Here is a 15,279-nt window from a genome sequence, read left to right as displayed (position 1 = left end):
GACGGCAAGATCATGCTCCCCGGAAGGCGGCGCCGTGAGTGAACGACCCGCAGGCCAACAGGTGTCTCTCTGGGTCGCCACGGCCGGTGCCACCAGCTATCCGTCCCTGACCATGGAACTGGATGCCGACGTGGCGGTGGTCGGGGCAGGGATCGCCGGCCTTACTGTGGCGCTGGCCCTCAAAGGGGCCGGGCACACCGTCGCCGTCCTCGAGGCCTCGCGCATCGGCACCGGAGTCACAGGGCACACTACCGGCAAGGTCACCTCGCTGCACCGCCTGGTCTACACCGAGCTCACGGACCGGCACGGCCCGGATGTCGCGCGCGCCTACGGGCAGGCCAACCAAGCCGCGATCGAACACATCGCGCGGGTGGTGGCGGAGGAAGGCATCGACTGCGATTTCCGCAGGGTGTCCAACTACACCTACGCGGAATCCGACGACGCCCTCACCCGCGTCCGCGACGAAGCCGAACTGGCAGCACGGCTGGGCCTTCCTTCGGTCTTCACCCCCGAGGTGCCGCTGCCGTTCGCTGTCCGGGGCGGGGTCCGGTTCGATCACCAGGCGCAGCTTCACGCGGTGAAGTACCTTCAAGGCCTCGCCCGCGCCGTCGAGGGAGGCGGGAGCCACGTCTTCGAGGACTCGCGCGTCACGTCGCTGCGCGATGGTGCGCCGGGCGTCGTCGAGACCGCGCGGGGAACAGTCCGGGCTCGGGAGGTCATCGTTGCGACCAATGTTCCGATCGGCGACGCCGGACTGTTTGCCGGTCGCTGCTACCTGCACCGGTCCTACGTCGTTGCCGCCCCGGCGGCGCCGGAGCGTTTGAACGGGACCTTCATCAGCGTCGACGAACCGATGCGCTCTATCCTGGCGATCGACGTCGGCGGCGCGTCTTTTGTCCTCACCGGCGGCGAGGGGCACCGTGCCGCCGAACCTGGCGACACCCCCACCCGGTACCGCCGCCTGGAAGCGTTCTCCCGTGACCGCCTCGGCACCGGAGACGTCAGTTTTCGATGGTCCACGCAGGATTCCATGCCGGTCGACGGGTTGCCCTACGTGGGACGCATGTCCCCGGACGCCGGTCACCTTCATGTGATCACGGGGCTGCGCAAATGGGGCCTGACCAACGGCACTGCCGGAGCACTGATCCTGGCAGACACGCTCTCCGGCCGTCACAACCCCTGGGCGGCGGTGTTCGACAGCAACCGGACGGCTCCGGCCAGCCCTCCATGGACCGCCGGGCCGGCCGGCGGGGCAGCAGTTCTGCCGGCAGACCCCGGGAAACCGGAACCCAGGGGACAGACCGGCGTCGCCGGGCTGCGCCCGGGCGAAGGGACCGTTGTCGACGTCGACGGCGGGGCGATTGCTGTCTATGCCGCCGAATCCGGAAAGCTCCATGCCGTCTCAGCCATCTGCACGCACCTGGGCTGCACCGTGGAGTTCAACGCCGAGGACACGACGTGGGACTGTCCCTGCCACGGCTCCCGGTTTGCGACCGACGGCACGGTTATCCAGGGACCGGCGACCGAGAACCTCGCGGCGCGGCCTTCACCATCCCGTCCGGCTGGACCCGTTCCCGGCTGATTCCTCGGCCGTCCGGCCCGGCCGCCGTTCAGCGGCTGCGGCAGGGTTCGCGCGGGCAGTGTCCGCGCGGCGGAGCCGTTCAAGCCCCACGACGTCCCGGCCGAACGAATACAGCAGCAGCCCCAGGGCCGCGCCCAGCGCCACGCTGCCCAGCCACACAGGGACGCCGGGCAGCAGGGCGAAAAGCAGCGCCGCGGGTTGGATGGCCCCGATCACCTTGCGAAGGGTGCTGGACGGCAGCGGGACCTTCAGGGACGGTCGGAACCATCCTGCGGCAAGGAAAACGTAGTACATCAGGCCGATGCCCAACGGCCACGGGCCAAACGATCCCGCCGCCGCGCACGACAACACCAGAACCAGCGCGGCGTCGGTATCCGAATCCAGCCGCGCGCCCTCGGCCGTCGCGGACCCTGTCAGGCGGGCCACGCGTCCGTCCGCGGCATCAAGCAGAAACGCTGCCGTCCCCAGCACGAGGATCAGTCCGTGGGCCCCGGGTCCTGTGAACAGGTCCCACGCCGTCACCGCGGCACAGCAGGCCACGACGGCGGCCCGGCCGAGGGTGACCCGGTCCGCGGGGGTCGAAAACCGCGGCACGCGGCGCAGGACGGAGCCGGCGGCCCGCACGATCACCGCGGCACCGGCCACCAGCGCCAGCCACCAGAAAGCAGGCTCAGCCACGAGCACGGTGCCAAGCCAGATCCCGGCGACCAGATAGGCTGCGACGGCAACTGCGGCATCGGCCACGGCCCGGCGGGCGCTGGTGCCTGCTGGCTGCCGCTCATGGTGAGACGTTGTTCCCTCGCGCTTCGTGCCCTTGTGTGCCGCGTCCTGTTCACATGATTTCAGACTGAACCACCCCGCCCACATGCTAGCAATTGCGGGGGCGGCTCTCCGGTTGCCCCGCGCGGGCGGCATTGGTCGGCCCGCTCCCGGACCTCGCTGGACCGCGATTCCGCGCCTCTGTGTCGAACCCTGAACGTCCGGCCGCCTACTCCCGCGCTGTTCGGGCGGAGGACCGGGCAGGCCGCCGGGGTGTCCGGCGCCCGGCCCGGGCGAAGCCGACGGCAGCCAGGACGGCTCCGGCGGCTTCGGCCACCGCGCTCACCGTCTTCTCAAAAAACCAGACGGGATCGTACATAGCCGGGAAGGGACCAAAGGCAGGAATGTCCACGTAGCGGTACAGGACCACGGCGATGAAGGCACTGAGCGAAACGACGAACGCGACGGCGTAGGCGGCCCGGCTGCCGCGCAGGAGGACGAACAGCCCGGCCAGGACGGCCGCGGCCGATTCCAGCAGGAAGAGGTTGCCCTGGCCGATCCCCGCGGAGTTTCCCGCCTGGTAGCCCGGGGCCAGGTGGATGTGGACGCCGGCGTCGATGAACAAGGCACCGGCCGTGAGGATACGCAACGTCATGCCGGTTCGGTGGACGCCCACAGACTGCCCGGGGTGGCTTTGGGCGCTCATTTGACGATCAACACCCCGTGCATGCCCGGATGGAAAGTGCAGTGATAGGGGTAGGACCCGGGCTTCGTCGGAGCGGTGAAGGTGGCGGTGCCGCCGCCGCCTTTGACCTCCGTATCGAACGCTGTGCCCTCGTCGGCCGTGACTGTGTGCGCAGCGGTATCCATATTGGTGATGGCGACTGTCGCGCCGGGCGCCACGGTGAGCGGGTCGCCGAAGGCGAAGTCCTTGATCGTGATGGTGCCGGCGGCGGTGGCCGCCGTCGGACTGGCTCCGGTGCCGGAACCGGAAGCGGGCGACGACGTCGTTGCCGGCATGCCGCCTCCGCCCGCGCACCCGCCGGTTCCGACCAGGATCAGAACCACCCACAGCGACGACAGCTTCCGGCCAGCCTTCATGGCGCACCACCCCGAATGGATTATGGGAAATGAGCGAATCTACGTATGGAATTCATTGTGCGCCTGCCGGGCCTGAATGGAACCTGCCCGGTTGAATTGTTGCCGAATGGACCCGGGCCACCGCCGCCGGAGAGCCCGGGCCGCCACCGCCCGCGGCGTGCTGCTCCGCGGCATGCTGCCCGGGGTCCGGCCGGCGGGATAGCGTAGGGACTGCATGCATTCCAACCGTCGCAGGAGGCACGATCGCGTGAAGCGTAAGAAGTCCGGGCCGGTTTCGTTGACGGTGCTCATTGCCTTTGCCGTGAACATCCTTGTTGCCGCAGCCAAGACCGCGGCCGCGCTCATCTCCGGTTCAGCGTCCATGACCGCCGAGGCAGCCCACTCCTGGGCCGACACCGGCAACCAGGTCTTCCTGCTCATCGCAGAGCGGAAGGCCGCAAGGAAGAGGGACAGGTCTCACCCCATGGGCTACGGCCGCGAGGCCTACGTGTGGTCCATGATCGCCGCTTTCGGCCTGTTTACGGCCGGGGCCGTCGTGTCGGTGATGCACGGCATCCAGCAGCTCTTCACGCCGGAGCCGGCCGGCGAATACGCGATCGCCTACGCGGTCCTGGCGGTCGCCTTTGTCCTCGAGGGCGTGTCCTTCACCCAGGCGTTCCGGCAGAGCCGGAAGGCCGCGCGCGAGCTGGACCGGAATACCCTGGAACAGGTCCTGAAGAGCTCCGATCCCACCCTGCGTGCCGTCTTTGCCGAGGACTCGGCCGCGCTGGTCGGCCTGCTCATCGCCTTCGCCGGGATGTTCCTGCACCAGGTCACCGGGTCTGCGGTGCCGGATGCCGTGGGGTCCATTCTGGTGGGCATCCTGCTGGCGGCAGTCGCCGTCGTGCTCATCGACCGCAACCGGCGCTTCCTCGTGGGCCAGGCAGTGACCAGCGATATTGAGGACAGCATGGCCCGGCGGCTCCTTGCACACCCGGAGATCGAGCGCATCACCTACCTGCACCTCGAGTTCGTTGGCCCGCGCAAGCTCTACGTTGTGGCGGCAGTGGACATGCAGGGGGACCAGCGGGAACACGATGTTGCCGTGGCCCTGCGCCGGGTTGAACGCGAACTCGAGGACCACGAAACAGTCGAGGAAGCGGTTCTGACACTCGCTACCGCGGACGAACCGTCGCTGGTCTTTCCCGCCGGTTAAGGATAGGGCTGCGCTAGAAATCTGCCGCCGATGCTGCCGCGCCGGCCGGTGGCTGCAGAGGCGACCCCGAGGTCAGCAGTGCCTCAAGCACAGGGGACGGGCTGGGACTGGCCAAGAGGAAGCCCTGTCCCATGTCGCAGCCGAGCGAGCGCAGGAGACCGAGCTGCCCGGTGTCTTCGATGCCTTCGGCGATGACGGCCAGGTTCAGCTTCCGGGCCACTTCCAGAATGCCCTCAAGCATCGCCGCCGCCGGAGCGTCCCCGGGCAGTCCGGAGAGGAATGAACGGTCGATCTTGAGGATGTCCGCCGGCAGGACCGCCAGGGTGCTCAGCGACGAGAACCCGGTTCCGAAGTCGTCGATGGCGATGCGCACGCCGAAGCTCTTGAGCCGGTTGAGGGCGCCCACCCCGCCATCGACGCTCGTGGCCAGGGCGGATTCGGTGACCTCGAGGATGACCTTGTCGGCCTGGGCGGCGGGCTGGGACAGTATCCGCTCGAGGGCCGCGAGGTTCCTGTCGCTGGACAACTGCAGCGTGGAGAGGTTCACCGAGACCCAGATGTCTGCGGGAGTGCCCGGGGAGCGGCGCCAGCCGGCGACATGCCGGGTGGCCGTGTCGAGCACCCAGGAGCCGATGGGGCCGATCTCGCCGGTTTCCTCCGCCAGGGGGATAAAGTCCGCAGGGGACAGCCGGCCGAGGGTCGGGTGTTCCCAGCGGACCAGGGCCTCCACGCCGACAATCCCGCCGGTCCGGAGATCAACCACCGGCTGGTAATCGAGGCGCAGCTGCCCGGCCTGCACGGCAGTGGCGAGATCGGCCCGGAGGGCGGCGCGGTAGGTCATTTCGTCGTAGCCCCGTGCATCGAAGAGCTGGTAGCGGCCCTTGCCGCCATGCTTGGCCATGTACATGGCGAAGTCTGCCTGCCGCATCAGCTCGGCCGGATCCGCTGTTGCGGCGGTACGCTGCGCGGCTCCCATGCTGACCGTTACCTTGAGCCTGACCTCGTCGATCGAGAACGGCTCCCGCAGGGCATCCTGGATCCGTCCGGCGACGTCGTCCGTGGCCGTGCCGGCGTCGTCCAGGACGACGATCGCGAATTCATCGCCGCCCAGCCGGGCGACGAGGTCATGACCGCGGACGCAGCTCCGCAACCGTTGGGCGAGCTGAATGAGCAGCGCGTCGCCGCCTTCATGGCCGAGTGAGTCGTTGACATCCTTGAAGTCGTCGACGTCGATGATCAACAGGCCCTCGTGCCGGCCCCCATGCCCGGTGCGTGCATTGTCGGTGTGAACGTTCCGGGCGTCCGCATTCTTGGAGTCCGCATTGTTGATGTCCGGGCCAAACGCGGCAGCGAGGCGTTCGGTGACGACCGCCCGGTTGGCCAGTCCCGTGAGGGGATCATGCGTGGCCCGGAAAGTCAGTTCCAAGTGGCTGTCGTGCACCGTGGCGGCCATGGAATTGAAGGCCTCCGCCAACTGGCCCAGCTCGTCATTGCGGACAACGGTGATCCTGTGGCTGTAGTCGCCGGCCTGCAGCTTCAGGACCCCCTGGTACAACCCCTCGATGGGGCGCATCAGGTATTTGGTCATCCGGCGTCGGAAGTAGAACACGCCGACGGCGGCCAGCGCAAAGAGAGCCGTCCGGCCGGCCACCACCATCTGCTGGAGCTGGGCGCCATAGGCGACGCCGTCGTCGAGCGCGTCCAGGGAGGCGCGACGGATGTCGGCCAGCAGCGCGCGCGCCGTGGTCCCGGAGGCGGCGAATGCCGGGACCTCAGCCACGTGGTTGCCGTGCAGGACGGACACCTGGGTGCCCCAGAGACCGTGCGCCGACAGTCCCTCCTGCCACGAAGCGCGAGCCTCGCGGAGTGTGGACCGCATGCCGTGTTCGTCCGGCAGCATCACCGAGGCCGCATCGAACCGGGCGGAGATATCTTCTTGCTGCTGCAGGAAGGCCGAGGTATCTACGGGCGCCGAGGACAACAGTTGCAGGCCGGCTTGTTCGTGGGCGTCAAGATCGGTCCGCAACTCGGCGATCGCTTCGGACTCGACGCGGTGCTGGGCGGCGGCCCGCTGGATCTGATCCGTGACAACACGCACGCCCACCACGGTTGCCGCGGCCCCGGCGAGCAGGGCCAGCAGCATCAGCATGAACGCCCGGGACCATTCACGCTTCAGGCTCCCGGTGCGGGCAGGCCGACGGCGGCGCCTTCGACGGCCGGTGCGTCCCGCGGCGGCCACGGCAGCGCCGCCGGAAGGCCCCGGCGTGGTGGCAGCGGCGTTCGACGGCGACGCAACAGTTGGGTCCGCCAACTTGCTGTTGGAGTCACTCATGGGGTCAGCCTCCGGCCACGTGCCGGCACTCGCCGCATCGTCAATCAGGAGCGTAGCCGAAGGCGCCCCGACGGGTCATGTCCGGCTGCTTCCTGACACTATTGTGAAGCGTGTGACAGAAGTGCAGTGGGAGGACGACCGTCACGGTCACGCGCCGTCTCGCCGGGGGTTAGCTGAGGCAGTCCGCGCAGTACGCGTGCCCGTCCTTCTCCTTGGCGAGCTGGGACCGGTGCCGGACGAGGAAACAGGAATAGCAGGTGAACTCATCCTCTTTCTGCGGGATGACCGTGACGGTCAGCTCCTCGCCGGACAAGTCCGCACCCGGGAGCTCTACGCCCTCGGAGGTATCGGCCTCGTCGAGCTCGCGGACGACGCTCCGCGCATCGGGCGCGTTCGCCGAACGGAGAGCCTCGAGGGAAGCGTTACGAGATTCCGCAACGTCGGAGCGTACTTCGTCATAATCGGTTGCCACCTGGTGGTACTCATTTCCGTTGCTGGGTGTGTGATCGGGAGCCTCTGACGGATCTCCGGGATTGAACGGTACAGCATTACACCGGGTGAATGCTGGGGACAGGGGGAGTCGCGGCAGTGACGCTCGTGACACCCGGCGGAAGCAGCCTGCCCCGCGGCCCTTCCACTTCGTTCGCTACTGGTCACACTGGCGTCATGTGCCGTTCATTTGCGTGCCCTAGCCTGAATCCTTAGGGACCATCCAGCACGGGCACCATCCGCTTCATCCGCCGGGAGGGATTTACCATGGCCGACATCGCTGCAGTGCTTGGACGGCTCACGCCGGACGAACTCGACGAATTGCGGTCCCTCGGTCCCAACGGGCACCTGACCCGACGCCTTACCGATGCCCTCGATCGCGCGGCAGGCGGTCCCGGGGCCGGGCGCGGCTACTACGTCCCCAACGGGAGCGTCAGTTCCACCGGAGGCCCGCACGTGATTCTGCGCAGCGACGTGTCAGGTTGGCTGTTCGGGCCGGCCCGGCCGGCTTAGCGGGCGACGGCTCGTATCGCGCGCGTGCCCAGGCCGTGCGCCGGGACACGCAGGATTCTCCACCCAGACCAGCCCGCGAAGGTCCATACTTCTCTCAAAGAGAGGGGTCCTGGATTGCGGATTCTGATGGTTGAGGATGAGCGCGCACTTGCGGAAACGGTCCGCCGCGGGCTGAAGAACGAAGGGTTCGTCGTCGACGTCGCCCATGACGGCGTCTCCGGACTCCTGGCAGCGCTCGAGAATCCGTACGATGCGATCCTCCTGGACCTCATGCTGCCGCGGATGAACGGCTATGACGTCCTCAAAGAACTGCGGCAGCGCAAAGTCTGGGCTCCCGTCCTGATGCTCACGGCCAAGGATGGCGAATACGACCAGACCGATGCCTTTGACCTGGGAGCGGACGACTATCTCACGAAGCCATTCAGCTTCCTGGTTCTGGTGGCCCGGATCAGGGCGCTGATCCGCCGCGGAGCGCCGGCCCGGCCCGTCGTCATGACGGTGGGCACGCTGACGCTTGATCCTGTTAACCGCAGCGTCCGCCGAGGGGAAACCGTCATCAGCCTCACGGCCAGGGAGTACGGGCTCCTCCAGTACCTGATGCGACGGCACGGCCAGATCGTCTCCAAGGTGGAGATCCTGCAAAACGTCTGGGACCCGGCGTTCGAGGGCGCGGACAACGTTGTGGAGGTCTACGTCAGCTACCTCCGGCGCAAGATCGATGCCCCCTTCGATCTCCACACACTGGCCACCGTGCGCGGCATGGGCTATCTGCTCAAAGCCGACCCGACCCCTGAGTCGTCTCCTGCCATCCGGAGTCGCGGAGACTGAGGGCTGACTCCCCGGCAGGTTCCGGGCTGGGAAGGGCAATCTCAAAACGGCAGAGCCCCGGCGGTGCGTCGGCGGGACGGATGGTCCCGTGATGGGCGGCCACAATCTCCGCCGCGATGGCCAATCCCAGCCCGCTGCCCCCGCCGTCCCGGGAGCGGCTGCCGTCGAGCCGGACAAAGCGTTCGAAGATCCGGTCCCGGTCAGCCTCGGGAATGGGGTCGCCGTCGTTCTCTACCGTGATGACCGCCCGGTCTCCGGTGGTGTGCAGGTCCACGGCGATCCGGGACAGGGCATGGCGATCGGCGTTGTCCAAGACGTTCCGCAGCACCTGGGCCAGCCGGCGGCCGTCGCCGCGGATCCGTGCCGGGACGAGGTCCACTGAAACCTGGTGGCGGCTGGTCGATCGCAGCCGGCGGATCTCCTGGTCCACGACGTCGTCAAGGTCCACGTCCTTTTGTTCCACTTTCAGGCCGCCGTCACTTGCTTTAGCCAGCGTCAGCAGGTCCTCCACGAGGAAGCTCATGCGGTTCGTCTCTTCGGCGAGGACATCTTTCATGTGCAGCCACATCGCCCCGGTGGGGTCTGCCGCCGCGATCTCGATTCCCGCTTTGAGCGTGGCCAACGGGCTGCGCAGTTCGTGGCTGGCGTCCGAGACAAACCGGCGCTGTTCAGTGTCCGAAGCTTCCAGCCGGTCCAGCATCGAGTTCATGGTCAATGCCAGGGCCCGGACTTCATCGTTGGTCGGCGGCACATCGACACGCCCGTCCAGCCGCCCTGCATTGATACGCGCCACCTGACCCCGGATCCGTTCCACCTGGCGAAGGGAGCGACCCACCAGCAGCCACACGGATGATGCCACGGTGAGCAGCAGCACCGGCGTGGCTCCCAGCATGAACCACGCCACCGTCGAGATCGTGTCCGCCTGAATCTGTGACGCCTGGGCCACGACCACCGCGTACTTCTCGGAACCGGAACCCGCACCGACGGTGACGATATGGTAGTTGTCGTTGTCGTCAATGCGGGGCAGGCCCGGGACGTCCTGGATCATGATCTGGCCCGGTCCGGGCCGCTGGGCAGACAGCGGGATACTGGCGACCACGGGGTCCGAGGCGGCCACGACGATCCCGGCAGCGTCAAGCAACTGGACGAACTGGCCCGCATGTGAGGTACCCACGATGTAGGTCCTGGCGTCCTCGATGTCTTGATCCGCCATTTCGGCGATCACGTCCATCGCCTTCTGCCGTGCTGTGGCCTCGGTGGCCCTGCTCAGGGATGTGTTTAGCAACACCAGCAGGACGAGGCCGCCGAGCAAAAGTGCCAAGGCCACAACGCCGACGGCGGCCGCCGTCGATCGCTTTCGTACGCCCCAGCGTGTCGCGCCCCGACGGCTCGCGTCCGGTTCGGGGGTGCCGCGCGGGGCCTGCTTGCTCGGTGCCATGGTCCAAGAATGCGGCACCGTGCGGCTCCGGACAACCAGGGGACAAGCGATCCGGCCACATTGCCGCGCAAGGCGCCGCTCTCAGCTTCTTCTCAGCAGCATGGGGGACAGTAAGAACAGGACCCGGGACACCAGCCACCTCCATAGATTCCGGCCGCATGCTCTCCTCAACCAGCGTGCGGCCGGCCAGGTTTCTTCTACGAGCGCCGCCGCCGGCGGCCCGCCGGACCGGTCGCACCCGCGAAGCGATGTGTGGCGGGCGGGGACCTCACGACCTGGCAGCCACGCGGAGCCAGACAAATTGCCGCGGGTCCAGGACGATTCCGGTGTCGATGCGCACCTTGGCGCCGGTCAGGACGTCGACGGCGTCCCCCGTGAAGCCGGACAGCGTCACCGCTGACACCTCCTGCGGCCCGTCGCTGAAGTTGGCCAGCACCAGAATCAGTGTTTCGGCTCCGGGGCGCTGGTACCCCAGGACGCCCGGATTGTTCGTGGCGAACCCGATCAGCCGGGTGCCGGCGAGTTCCGGCGTCGCGGACCGCGCGGAAACCATCCGGCGCAGCCCCGCGTAGACCGCCCCGGCCGGAGTTTCCGGGTCCGCGCGCAGCGCGTAGTCCGCAGCCGGGTAGTGCGGCCGGTGCACCCACCGGCTGTCCGCTCCATGCCCTGCCTCGAGGTCATACTGGTAGTCATTGAGCTGGCCGACCTCGTCGCCGAGATAGAGCAGCGGGATCCCGCCGGTGCTGAAAGCTACCGAATGGGCCAGCAGGATCCGCTCGACCGCAGCCACTGTTCCGTCCTCAAGCCCGCACAGGGACGCCGTCGTGCCGGAAATCCGGCAGTCGCCGGTGCGGGGGTTGTCCTGGAACGGCACACCGCGGGCGAAGCTTCCGGGAAAGCGGTTGACGTAGAAGGCATTGAGGAAGCGCCGGTGGTCGAAGCCGTTGATGCCGAGTTCAGCTGCGTCTTCATCCGCGAACGTCCAGCCGATGTCGTCGTGGCTGCGGACATAGTTCACCCAGGACGTGCCGGCCGGGAGGTTGTGCCGCCGGTCCAGAGCCTGCGAAAGCAGCGACACGTCGCGGGTGGCCAGCGACTCCCAGATCAGCGCCATCTGGAGGGGATTGTAGGAGAGTTGGCACTCGGCGGGGTCGATGTACCGTGCCACCTCATCGGGGTGGACGATCGCCTCGGATTTGAACAGCAATGACGGCGCGGCCAGCCGGCACACGGCATTGAACGCCTGAAGCAGCGTGTGGGCTTCCGGCAGGTTCTCGCAGGGCGTGCCGAGCTGCTTCCAAATGAAGGCGACGGCGTCCATCCGGAGTATATCCACGCCCTGGTTGGCCAGGAAGAGCATCTCACCGGCCATGGCCCGGAAGACGGCCGGGTTGGCGTAGTTCAGATCCCATTGGAACGTGTGGAAAGTGGCCCAGACCCAGCGCCCGTCCGGCATTTCAATGAAAGATCCGGGGTGGTCGTCCGGGAAGATTTCGCGCACGTTCTGCTCAAACGCGTCCGGCATTGTCCGGTCCGGGTAGATCCAGTAGAAGTCGCTGTACCCCGCCTCACCTTCGGCCGCTTTCCGGGCCCATTCGTGTTCGTCGGAGGTGTGGTTGAAGATGAAATCGACCACCAGGCTGATGCCGTTGGCCCGCAGCTCGGCGGCGAGGTCGCGCAGCTGCTGCATGGTGCCCAGCTTGGGGTTGACCTGCCGGTAACTGGAGACGGCGTAGCCGCCGTCGGAATGTGGTTCGGGTGCCAGGAACAGCGGCATGAGGTGCAGATAGGTGAGGCCGAGTTCCTTGAAGTAGGGGATCCGGGCGCGGACGCCCTCCAGGTCCTCGGCGTACCGGTCGACATAGCAGACGCCGCCGAGCATGGTGTTGGCCTGGAACCAGCCGCTGTTGTGCTCTCGTTCAGCGTCGAGGGCCTTGAGATCGGCCGGCCTCCCGGCCCACGACCGGGCGGACTGCAGCACGAGCTCCGTGAGCTGGTCCAGCCAATCGGGCCGTGCGCCGTAGAGATCCTGGAAGAGCCGGAGCAGTACCGGGAAATGGCGGTCGAAGCGTTCTTCGAAGACGGCCCGGTCCGGGTCCTCCCAGGCGACTCCCGGGTCCGAGGCCAGGACGCTGAGCACATGCTGGCGCGCCTCGTGATCCAAAACGGCCGGTTCAACCATGGAGGGTCTCCTTCGACGAACTGCGGCCCTCGGCGGCGCCACGACATGTCACATCCTTGCAGACGGACGGACCGGTGCCCAAGCACAGGGGCCGTGTTTCGGCACGCTCGTGCGACCCCTGCGGAGGTGGCCGCCACGGGCTGGGTCTATAGGCTGGCCAGATGACCGAGCCCGCCGCCCTCCTGCCGACGTTGCTGTGCGTCGGGCTCCTGATGGTGGTCACTGTCGGGCTGCTGGCGGCTGCCCGGATCCCGCACAGCGCCGCGCCCGCGCTGGCCATCCTCCGTGGAGCCGCTCAGCTGGCCGTCATCAGCCTGATACTCGGTGGAATCATCACCAGTCCCGTGTGGGTCGGCGCTGCGCTTCTCGTGATGTTTACGGTGGCAGCGGTGACGGCCGCACGGCGCCTCGGCTGGTCCTGGAGCCGGCTGGGCGTCGTCGGCGGCGCGATGGCCGCCGGCATCCTGGTGACCCTGGCAATCGATTTCGGCACGGGCGCGATCGCCTTCACGCCCCGGTATGCCCTGGCCATCGGAGGGATCGTGATCGGCAACGCGATGACGATTGCCACACTGGCGGGCCGGCATTTCGCCGAGGCAGTGAACGAGCGCTGGGATGAAGTCGAAGCCTGGCTGGCGTTGGGCGCGACGCGGCGCCAATCGACGCTGGAACTGGCCCGGCGTGCGGTCTATTCGGCACTCATCCCATCGACCGACCAGACGAAGACGACCGGCCTGGTCACGCTCCCGGGGGCTTTCGTCGGCGCGATCTTCGGGGGACTGTCACCCTTGGAAGCGGGCCGCTTCCAGATCGTCGTGCTCGCCTCGATCATGGCCGCAGGGTCCATTACCGCCGTCGCCCTCATCCGTGTCCTTGCGCCTGTGAGGGTGCGGCCCGCCCGGCCCCGCTGAAGCATGCCCCGCTGAAGCCCGCGCAGGGGCGTTGTGGTTAGGCCGGCACCCGGATGACCAGCGGGTCCATGGCCTGGCCGTCGGCGTACTGGCCGTCGAACAGTTCCGAGCCCGACTGGGAGATGGCGACGTCGACGCGCTCCCAGACCAGAAATCCCTCCATGTTGCGGGGCGCAGCGGTGCGCAGGGTACCGACATCGGTGCGCTCCTGCCCGCCGCCGTCGCCGGTGCTGATGGAAAGGACCCCGTGCCCGGCCGCGGATTCGACCCAGGGATCCAGCAGCCGGACAAACATCATCCCGTGGTGGCCGGCGACGCGGACGTCGCCGCGGAACCGCAGCACACCCGTGCCGCTGGCGGGATCGTACTCGGCGCCGTCCGGTGCGAAACAGAACTCTCCGGACGCGGTCACGGTGGCGCCGTCCGCCGCGGAAACGGCTCCGTCAGGGAGCCCCGAGATGTAATCCATAAAGCTGCGCTTGATGCCCCAGGTCAGACCCGGCAAGGGCAGCGAAGCGGGGGAAGCGGACGCTGGTATCACGTAGGTTCTCCTGGGCTGTCGGGCGGATCTACGTCCGAGCCTAGCCGTGGATCGGCGCCCGGCTGAACTGTTGCACCGCCAACGGGCCCGGATTCGCCGCATTTCTCTGACGGCGTAGCCACCTCAGGACTACTCCCCGGGCCGCGGTGGTTGACTTGGATGAGTACCGGTGAGCAGGAGGTGCACAATGGCCGCAGCCGTGAGCAGGGTGCCCGGACCTGAAGCGTCCGGACCCGGGGCGTTCGGATCCGAGATGTCCGCGGACCCGCTGGATTCCTATTCCGCAACGGTCATCCGCGTCGCCGCGGCCGTCACGCCGCTTGTCGCAGCGCTCGAAATGACCGGCACCGGGCGCGCCGGCAGGCGCACGGGCGGCGCCGGTTCCGCCGTCCTGTTCACCTCGGACGGGTACCTTCTCACCAACGCCCATGTGGTGGGCGGCGCCGCATCCGGACACGCAGTCTTTGCCGACGGCACGAGCACCGCCGTCGAGGTGGTCGGTGCCGACCCGCTATCCGATCTCGCCGTGGTCCACGGCCGGGCGCCCACGGCGGCGCCGGCCGACATGGGCGACGCCGAATCGCTCCGGGTCGGGCAACTCGTGATCGCCGTGGGCAATCCGCTCGGACTTTCGGGGTCGGTCACGGCCGGGGTGGTCAGCGGGCTTGGCCGGTCCATCCCCGTCTGGTCCGGACGGAACCGGCGCGTAATCGAGGACGTTATCCAGACCGATGCGGCCCTCAACCCCGGCAGCTCCGGAGGGGCGCTGGCCGACGCCCGCGGGCGGATCGTCGGAATCAACACGGCCGTCGCCGGAGTAGGCCTGGGCCTGGCTGTTCCCATCAACGCCACGTCCCGTCGGATCATCGCGTCGCTGCTCAAGGACGGCCGTGTCCGCCGGGCCTATCTTGGCCTGGTGAACACGCCGGTCCAGCTGCAGCCAAGCGCCGTCGTCCGGACAGGCCGCAGACAGGGTTTGCTCGTGGTGGAAGTCCTTCCCGGCTCGCCCGCCGAACGCGCCGGACTCCGGGCCGGCGACATCCTCCTGAAGGTCGGGCAGGTGTCTGTGTCCAACGCTGAGAGCCTACAGAAACTGCTCTTTGCTGAGGCAATCGGCGAGCCGCTGGATCTTGCGGTGCTTCGCGACGGCACTGAGCTGCGTGTGGTCGCTGTACCCGCCGAGATGACCGAGAACCAATAGGGAATAATCCTGCCCTGATCGGGTTGCATTTCACGACAGAATGAGCCGGCTCGAGCCGAAATTCTGCCCCACTGAGGCGTCCCGCGAACTACTTGCCTGCGTTCGACGGAGGCCCGCGGAATTACTTGTTTTGCGCCGGAAACACTTGCCTGCCATCGCGCGGCCTTACTTGGCGGTACTGATGCCTGTACGCGTCTTTCTTCGGCC

Annotated in this window: 14 protein-coding genes; 6 read left to right on the top strand and 8 right to left on the bottom strand. The window is 67.7% G+C overall.

What is annotated here, in order from left to right:
- The first annotated feature begins 34 nt into the window (after positions 1–34).
- Positions 35–1,582, top strand: a complete 1,548-nt coding sequence (locus ACVWZ7_RS00740) for an FAD-dependent oxidoreductase (RefSeq protein ID WP_456506582.1) — start codon at positions 35–37, stop codon at positions 1,580–1,582.
- Here ACVWZ7_RS00740 and ACVWZ7_RS00735 read toward each other — a convergent pair.
- The 3 genes from ACVWZ7_RS00735 to ACVWZ7_RS00725 form a co-directional block, all read right to left on the bottom strand.
- Complete coding sequence (locus tag ACVWZ7_RS00735) at positions 1,547–2,326, bottom strand: CDP-alcohol phosphatidyltransferase family protein (RefSeq protein ID WP_456506581.1); 780 nt, start codon at positions 2,324–2,326, stop codon at positions 1,547–1,549. The two genes, ACVWZ7_RS00740 and ACVWZ7_RS00735, sit on opposite strands and share 36 nt — an antisense overlap.
- Before the next feature lie 244 nt (positions 2,327–2,570).
- Positions 2,571–2,996, bottom strand: coding sequence for a hypothetical protein (locus ACVWZ7_RS00730; protein ID WP_456506580.1), 426 nt, complete (start codon positions 2,994–2,996; stop codon positions 2,571–2,573).
- Between the two features lie 47 nt (positions 2,997–3,043).
- Positions 3,044–3,442, bottom strand: a complete 399-nt coding sequence (locus ACVWZ7_RS00725; RefSeq protein ID WP_456506579.1) for a cupredoxin domain-containing protein — start codon at positions 3,440–3,442, stop codon at positions 3,044–3,046.
- 247 nt (positions 3,443–3,689) lie between these two features.
- Here ACVWZ7_RS00725 and ACVWZ7_RS00720 point away from each other — a divergent pair, with 247 nt between their 5' ends.
- Positions 3,690–4,637 (top strand): cation diffusion facilitator family transporter, encoded by a 948-nt coding sequence (locus ACVWZ7_RS00720; RefSeq protein ID WP_456506578.1) that lies wholly within the window; start codon positions 3,690–3,692, stop codon positions 4,635–4,637.
- Between the two features lie 13 nt (positions 4,638–4,650).
- On the opposite strand, the gene ACVWZ7_RS00715 is transcribed toward ACVWZ7_RS00720, so the two are convergent.
- Together ACVWZ7_RS00715 and ACVWZ7_RS00710 are read right to left on the bottom strand one after the other, a co-directional pair.
- Positions 4,651–6,969, bottom strand: a complete 2,319-nt coding sequence (locus ACVWZ7_RS00715) for a putative bifunctional diguanylate cyclase/phosphodiesterase (RefSeq protein WP_456506577.1) — start codon at positions 6,967–6,969, stop codon at positions 4,651–4,653.
- 169 nt (positions 6,970–7,138) lie between these two features.
- Positions 7,139–7,441 (bottom strand): DUF4193 domain-containing protein, encoded by a 303-nt coding sequence (locus ACVWZ7_RS00710; RefSeq protein WP_091248015.1) that lies wholly within the window; start codon positions 7,439–7,441, stop codon positions 7,139–7,141.
- A gap of 284 nt (positions 7,442–7,725) precedes the next feature.
- On the opposite strand from ACVWZ7_RS00710, the gene ACVWZ7_RS00705 reads away from it, so the two are divergent.
- Together ACVWZ7_RS00705 and ACVWZ7_RS00700 are read left to right on the top strand one after the other, a co-directional pair.
- Positions 7,726–7,971, top strand: a complete 246-nt coding sequence (locus ACVWZ7_RS00705; protein WP_116765793.1) for a hypothetical protein — start codon at positions 7,726–7,728, stop codon at positions 7,969–7,971.
- A gap of 114 nt (positions 7,972–8,085) precedes the next feature.
- Entirely contained in the window at positions 8,086–8,799 is a 714-nt protein-coding gene (locus ACVWZ7_RS00700; protein WP_456506576.1) for a response regulator transcription factor, read from the top strand.
- Here ACVWZ7_RS00700 and ACVWZ7_RS00695 read toward each other — a convergent pair.
- Positions 8,744–10,237, bottom strand: coding sequence for a sensor histidine kinase (locus ACVWZ7_RS00695; protein ID WP_456506575.1), 1,494 nt, complete (start codon positions 10,235–10,237; stop codon positions 8,744–8,746). The genes ACVWZ7_RS00700 and ACVWZ7_RS00695 overlap by 56 nt on opposite strands.
- A gap of 268 nt (positions 10,238–10,505) precedes the next feature.
- Positions 10,506–12,419, bottom strand: coding sequence for an amylosucrase (locus ACVWZ7_RS00690; RefSeq protein WP_456506574.1), 1,914 nt, complete (start codon positions 12,417–12,419; stop codon positions 10,506–10,508).
- 161 nt (positions 12,420–12,580) lie between these two features.
- Between ACVWZ7_RS00690 and ACVWZ7_RS00685 the strand changes: the two genes are divergently transcribed.
- Positions 12,581–13,330: an ABC transporter permease gene (locus ACVWZ7_RS00685; protein ID WP_344367798.1), complete on the top strand. Its 750-nt coding sequence runs from the start codon at positions 12,581–12,583 to the stop codon at positions 13,328–13,330.
- Between the two features lie 37 nt (positions 13,331–13,367).
- Here ACVWZ7_RS00685 and ACVWZ7_RS00680 read toward each other — a convergent pair whose 3' ends face one another.
- Positions 13,368–13,973, bottom strand: coding sequence for an HtaA domain-containing protein (locus ACVWZ7_RS00680; protein WP_456506573.1), 606 nt, complete (start codon positions 13,971–13,973; stop codon positions 13,368–13,370).
- A 151-nt stretch (positions 13,974–14,124) separates the two neighbouring features.
- On the opposite strand from ACVWZ7_RS00680, the gene ACVWZ7_RS00675 reads away from it, so the two are divergent.
- Positions 14,125–15,072: a S1C family serine protease gene (locus ACVWZ7_RS00675; RefSeq protein WP_344368089.1), complete on the top strand. Its 948-nt coding sequence runs from the start codon at positions 14,125–14,127 to the stop codon at positions 15,070–15,072.
- The last annotated feature ends 207 nt before the right edge of the window (positions 15,073–15,279 follow it).

The sequence above is a fragment of the Arthrobacter sp. TE12232 genome (assembly GCF_054062615.1).
This window is presented reverse-complemented; position numbering and strand designations above follow the sequence as displayed.

What these genes read in the sequence shown, in the direction of transcription:
- ACVWZ7_RS00730 (WP_456506580.1), bottom strand. Translation starts at nt 2,996, where the DNA reads ATGACGTTGCGTATCCTCACGGCCGGTGCCTTGTTCATCGACGCCGGC.
- ACVWZ7_RS00725 (WP_456506579.1), bottom strand. Translation starts at nt 3,442, where the DNA reads ATGAAGGCTGGCCGGAAGCTGTCGTCGCTGTGGGTGGTTCTGATCCTG.
- ACVWZ7_RS00715 (WP_456506577.1), bottom strand. Translation starts at nt 6,969, where the DNA reads ATGAGTGACTCCAACAGCAAGTTGGCGGACCCAACTGTTGCGTCGCCG.
- ACVWZ7_RS00705 (WP_116765793.1), top strand. Translation starts at nt 7,726, where the DNA reads ATGGCCGACATCGCTGCAGTGCTTGGACGGCTCACGCCGGACGAACTC.
- ACVWZ7_RS00695 (WP_456506575.1), bottom strand. Translation starts at nt 10,237, where the DNA reads ATGGCACCGAGCAAGCAGGCCCCGCGCGGCACCCCCGAACCGGACGCG.
- ACVWZ7_RS00690 (WP_456506574.1), bottom strand. Translation starts at nt 12,419, where the DNA reads ATGGTTGAACCGGCCGTTTTGGATCACGAGGCGCGCCAGCATGTGCTC.
- ACVWZ7_RS00685 (WP_344367798.1), top strand. Translation starts at nt 12,581, where the DNA reads ATGACCGAGCCCGCCGCCCTCCTGCCGACGTTGCTGTGCGTCGGGCTC.
- ACVWZ7_RS00680 (WP_456506573.1), bottom strand. Translation starts at nt 13,973, where the DNA reads ATGCGGCGAATCCGGGCCCGTTGGCGGTGCAACAGTTCAGCCGGGCGC.
- ACVWZ7_RS00675 (WP_344368089.1), top strand. Translation starts at nt 14,125, where the DNA reads ATGTCCGCGGACCCGCTGGATTCCTATTCCGCAACGGTCATCCGCGTC.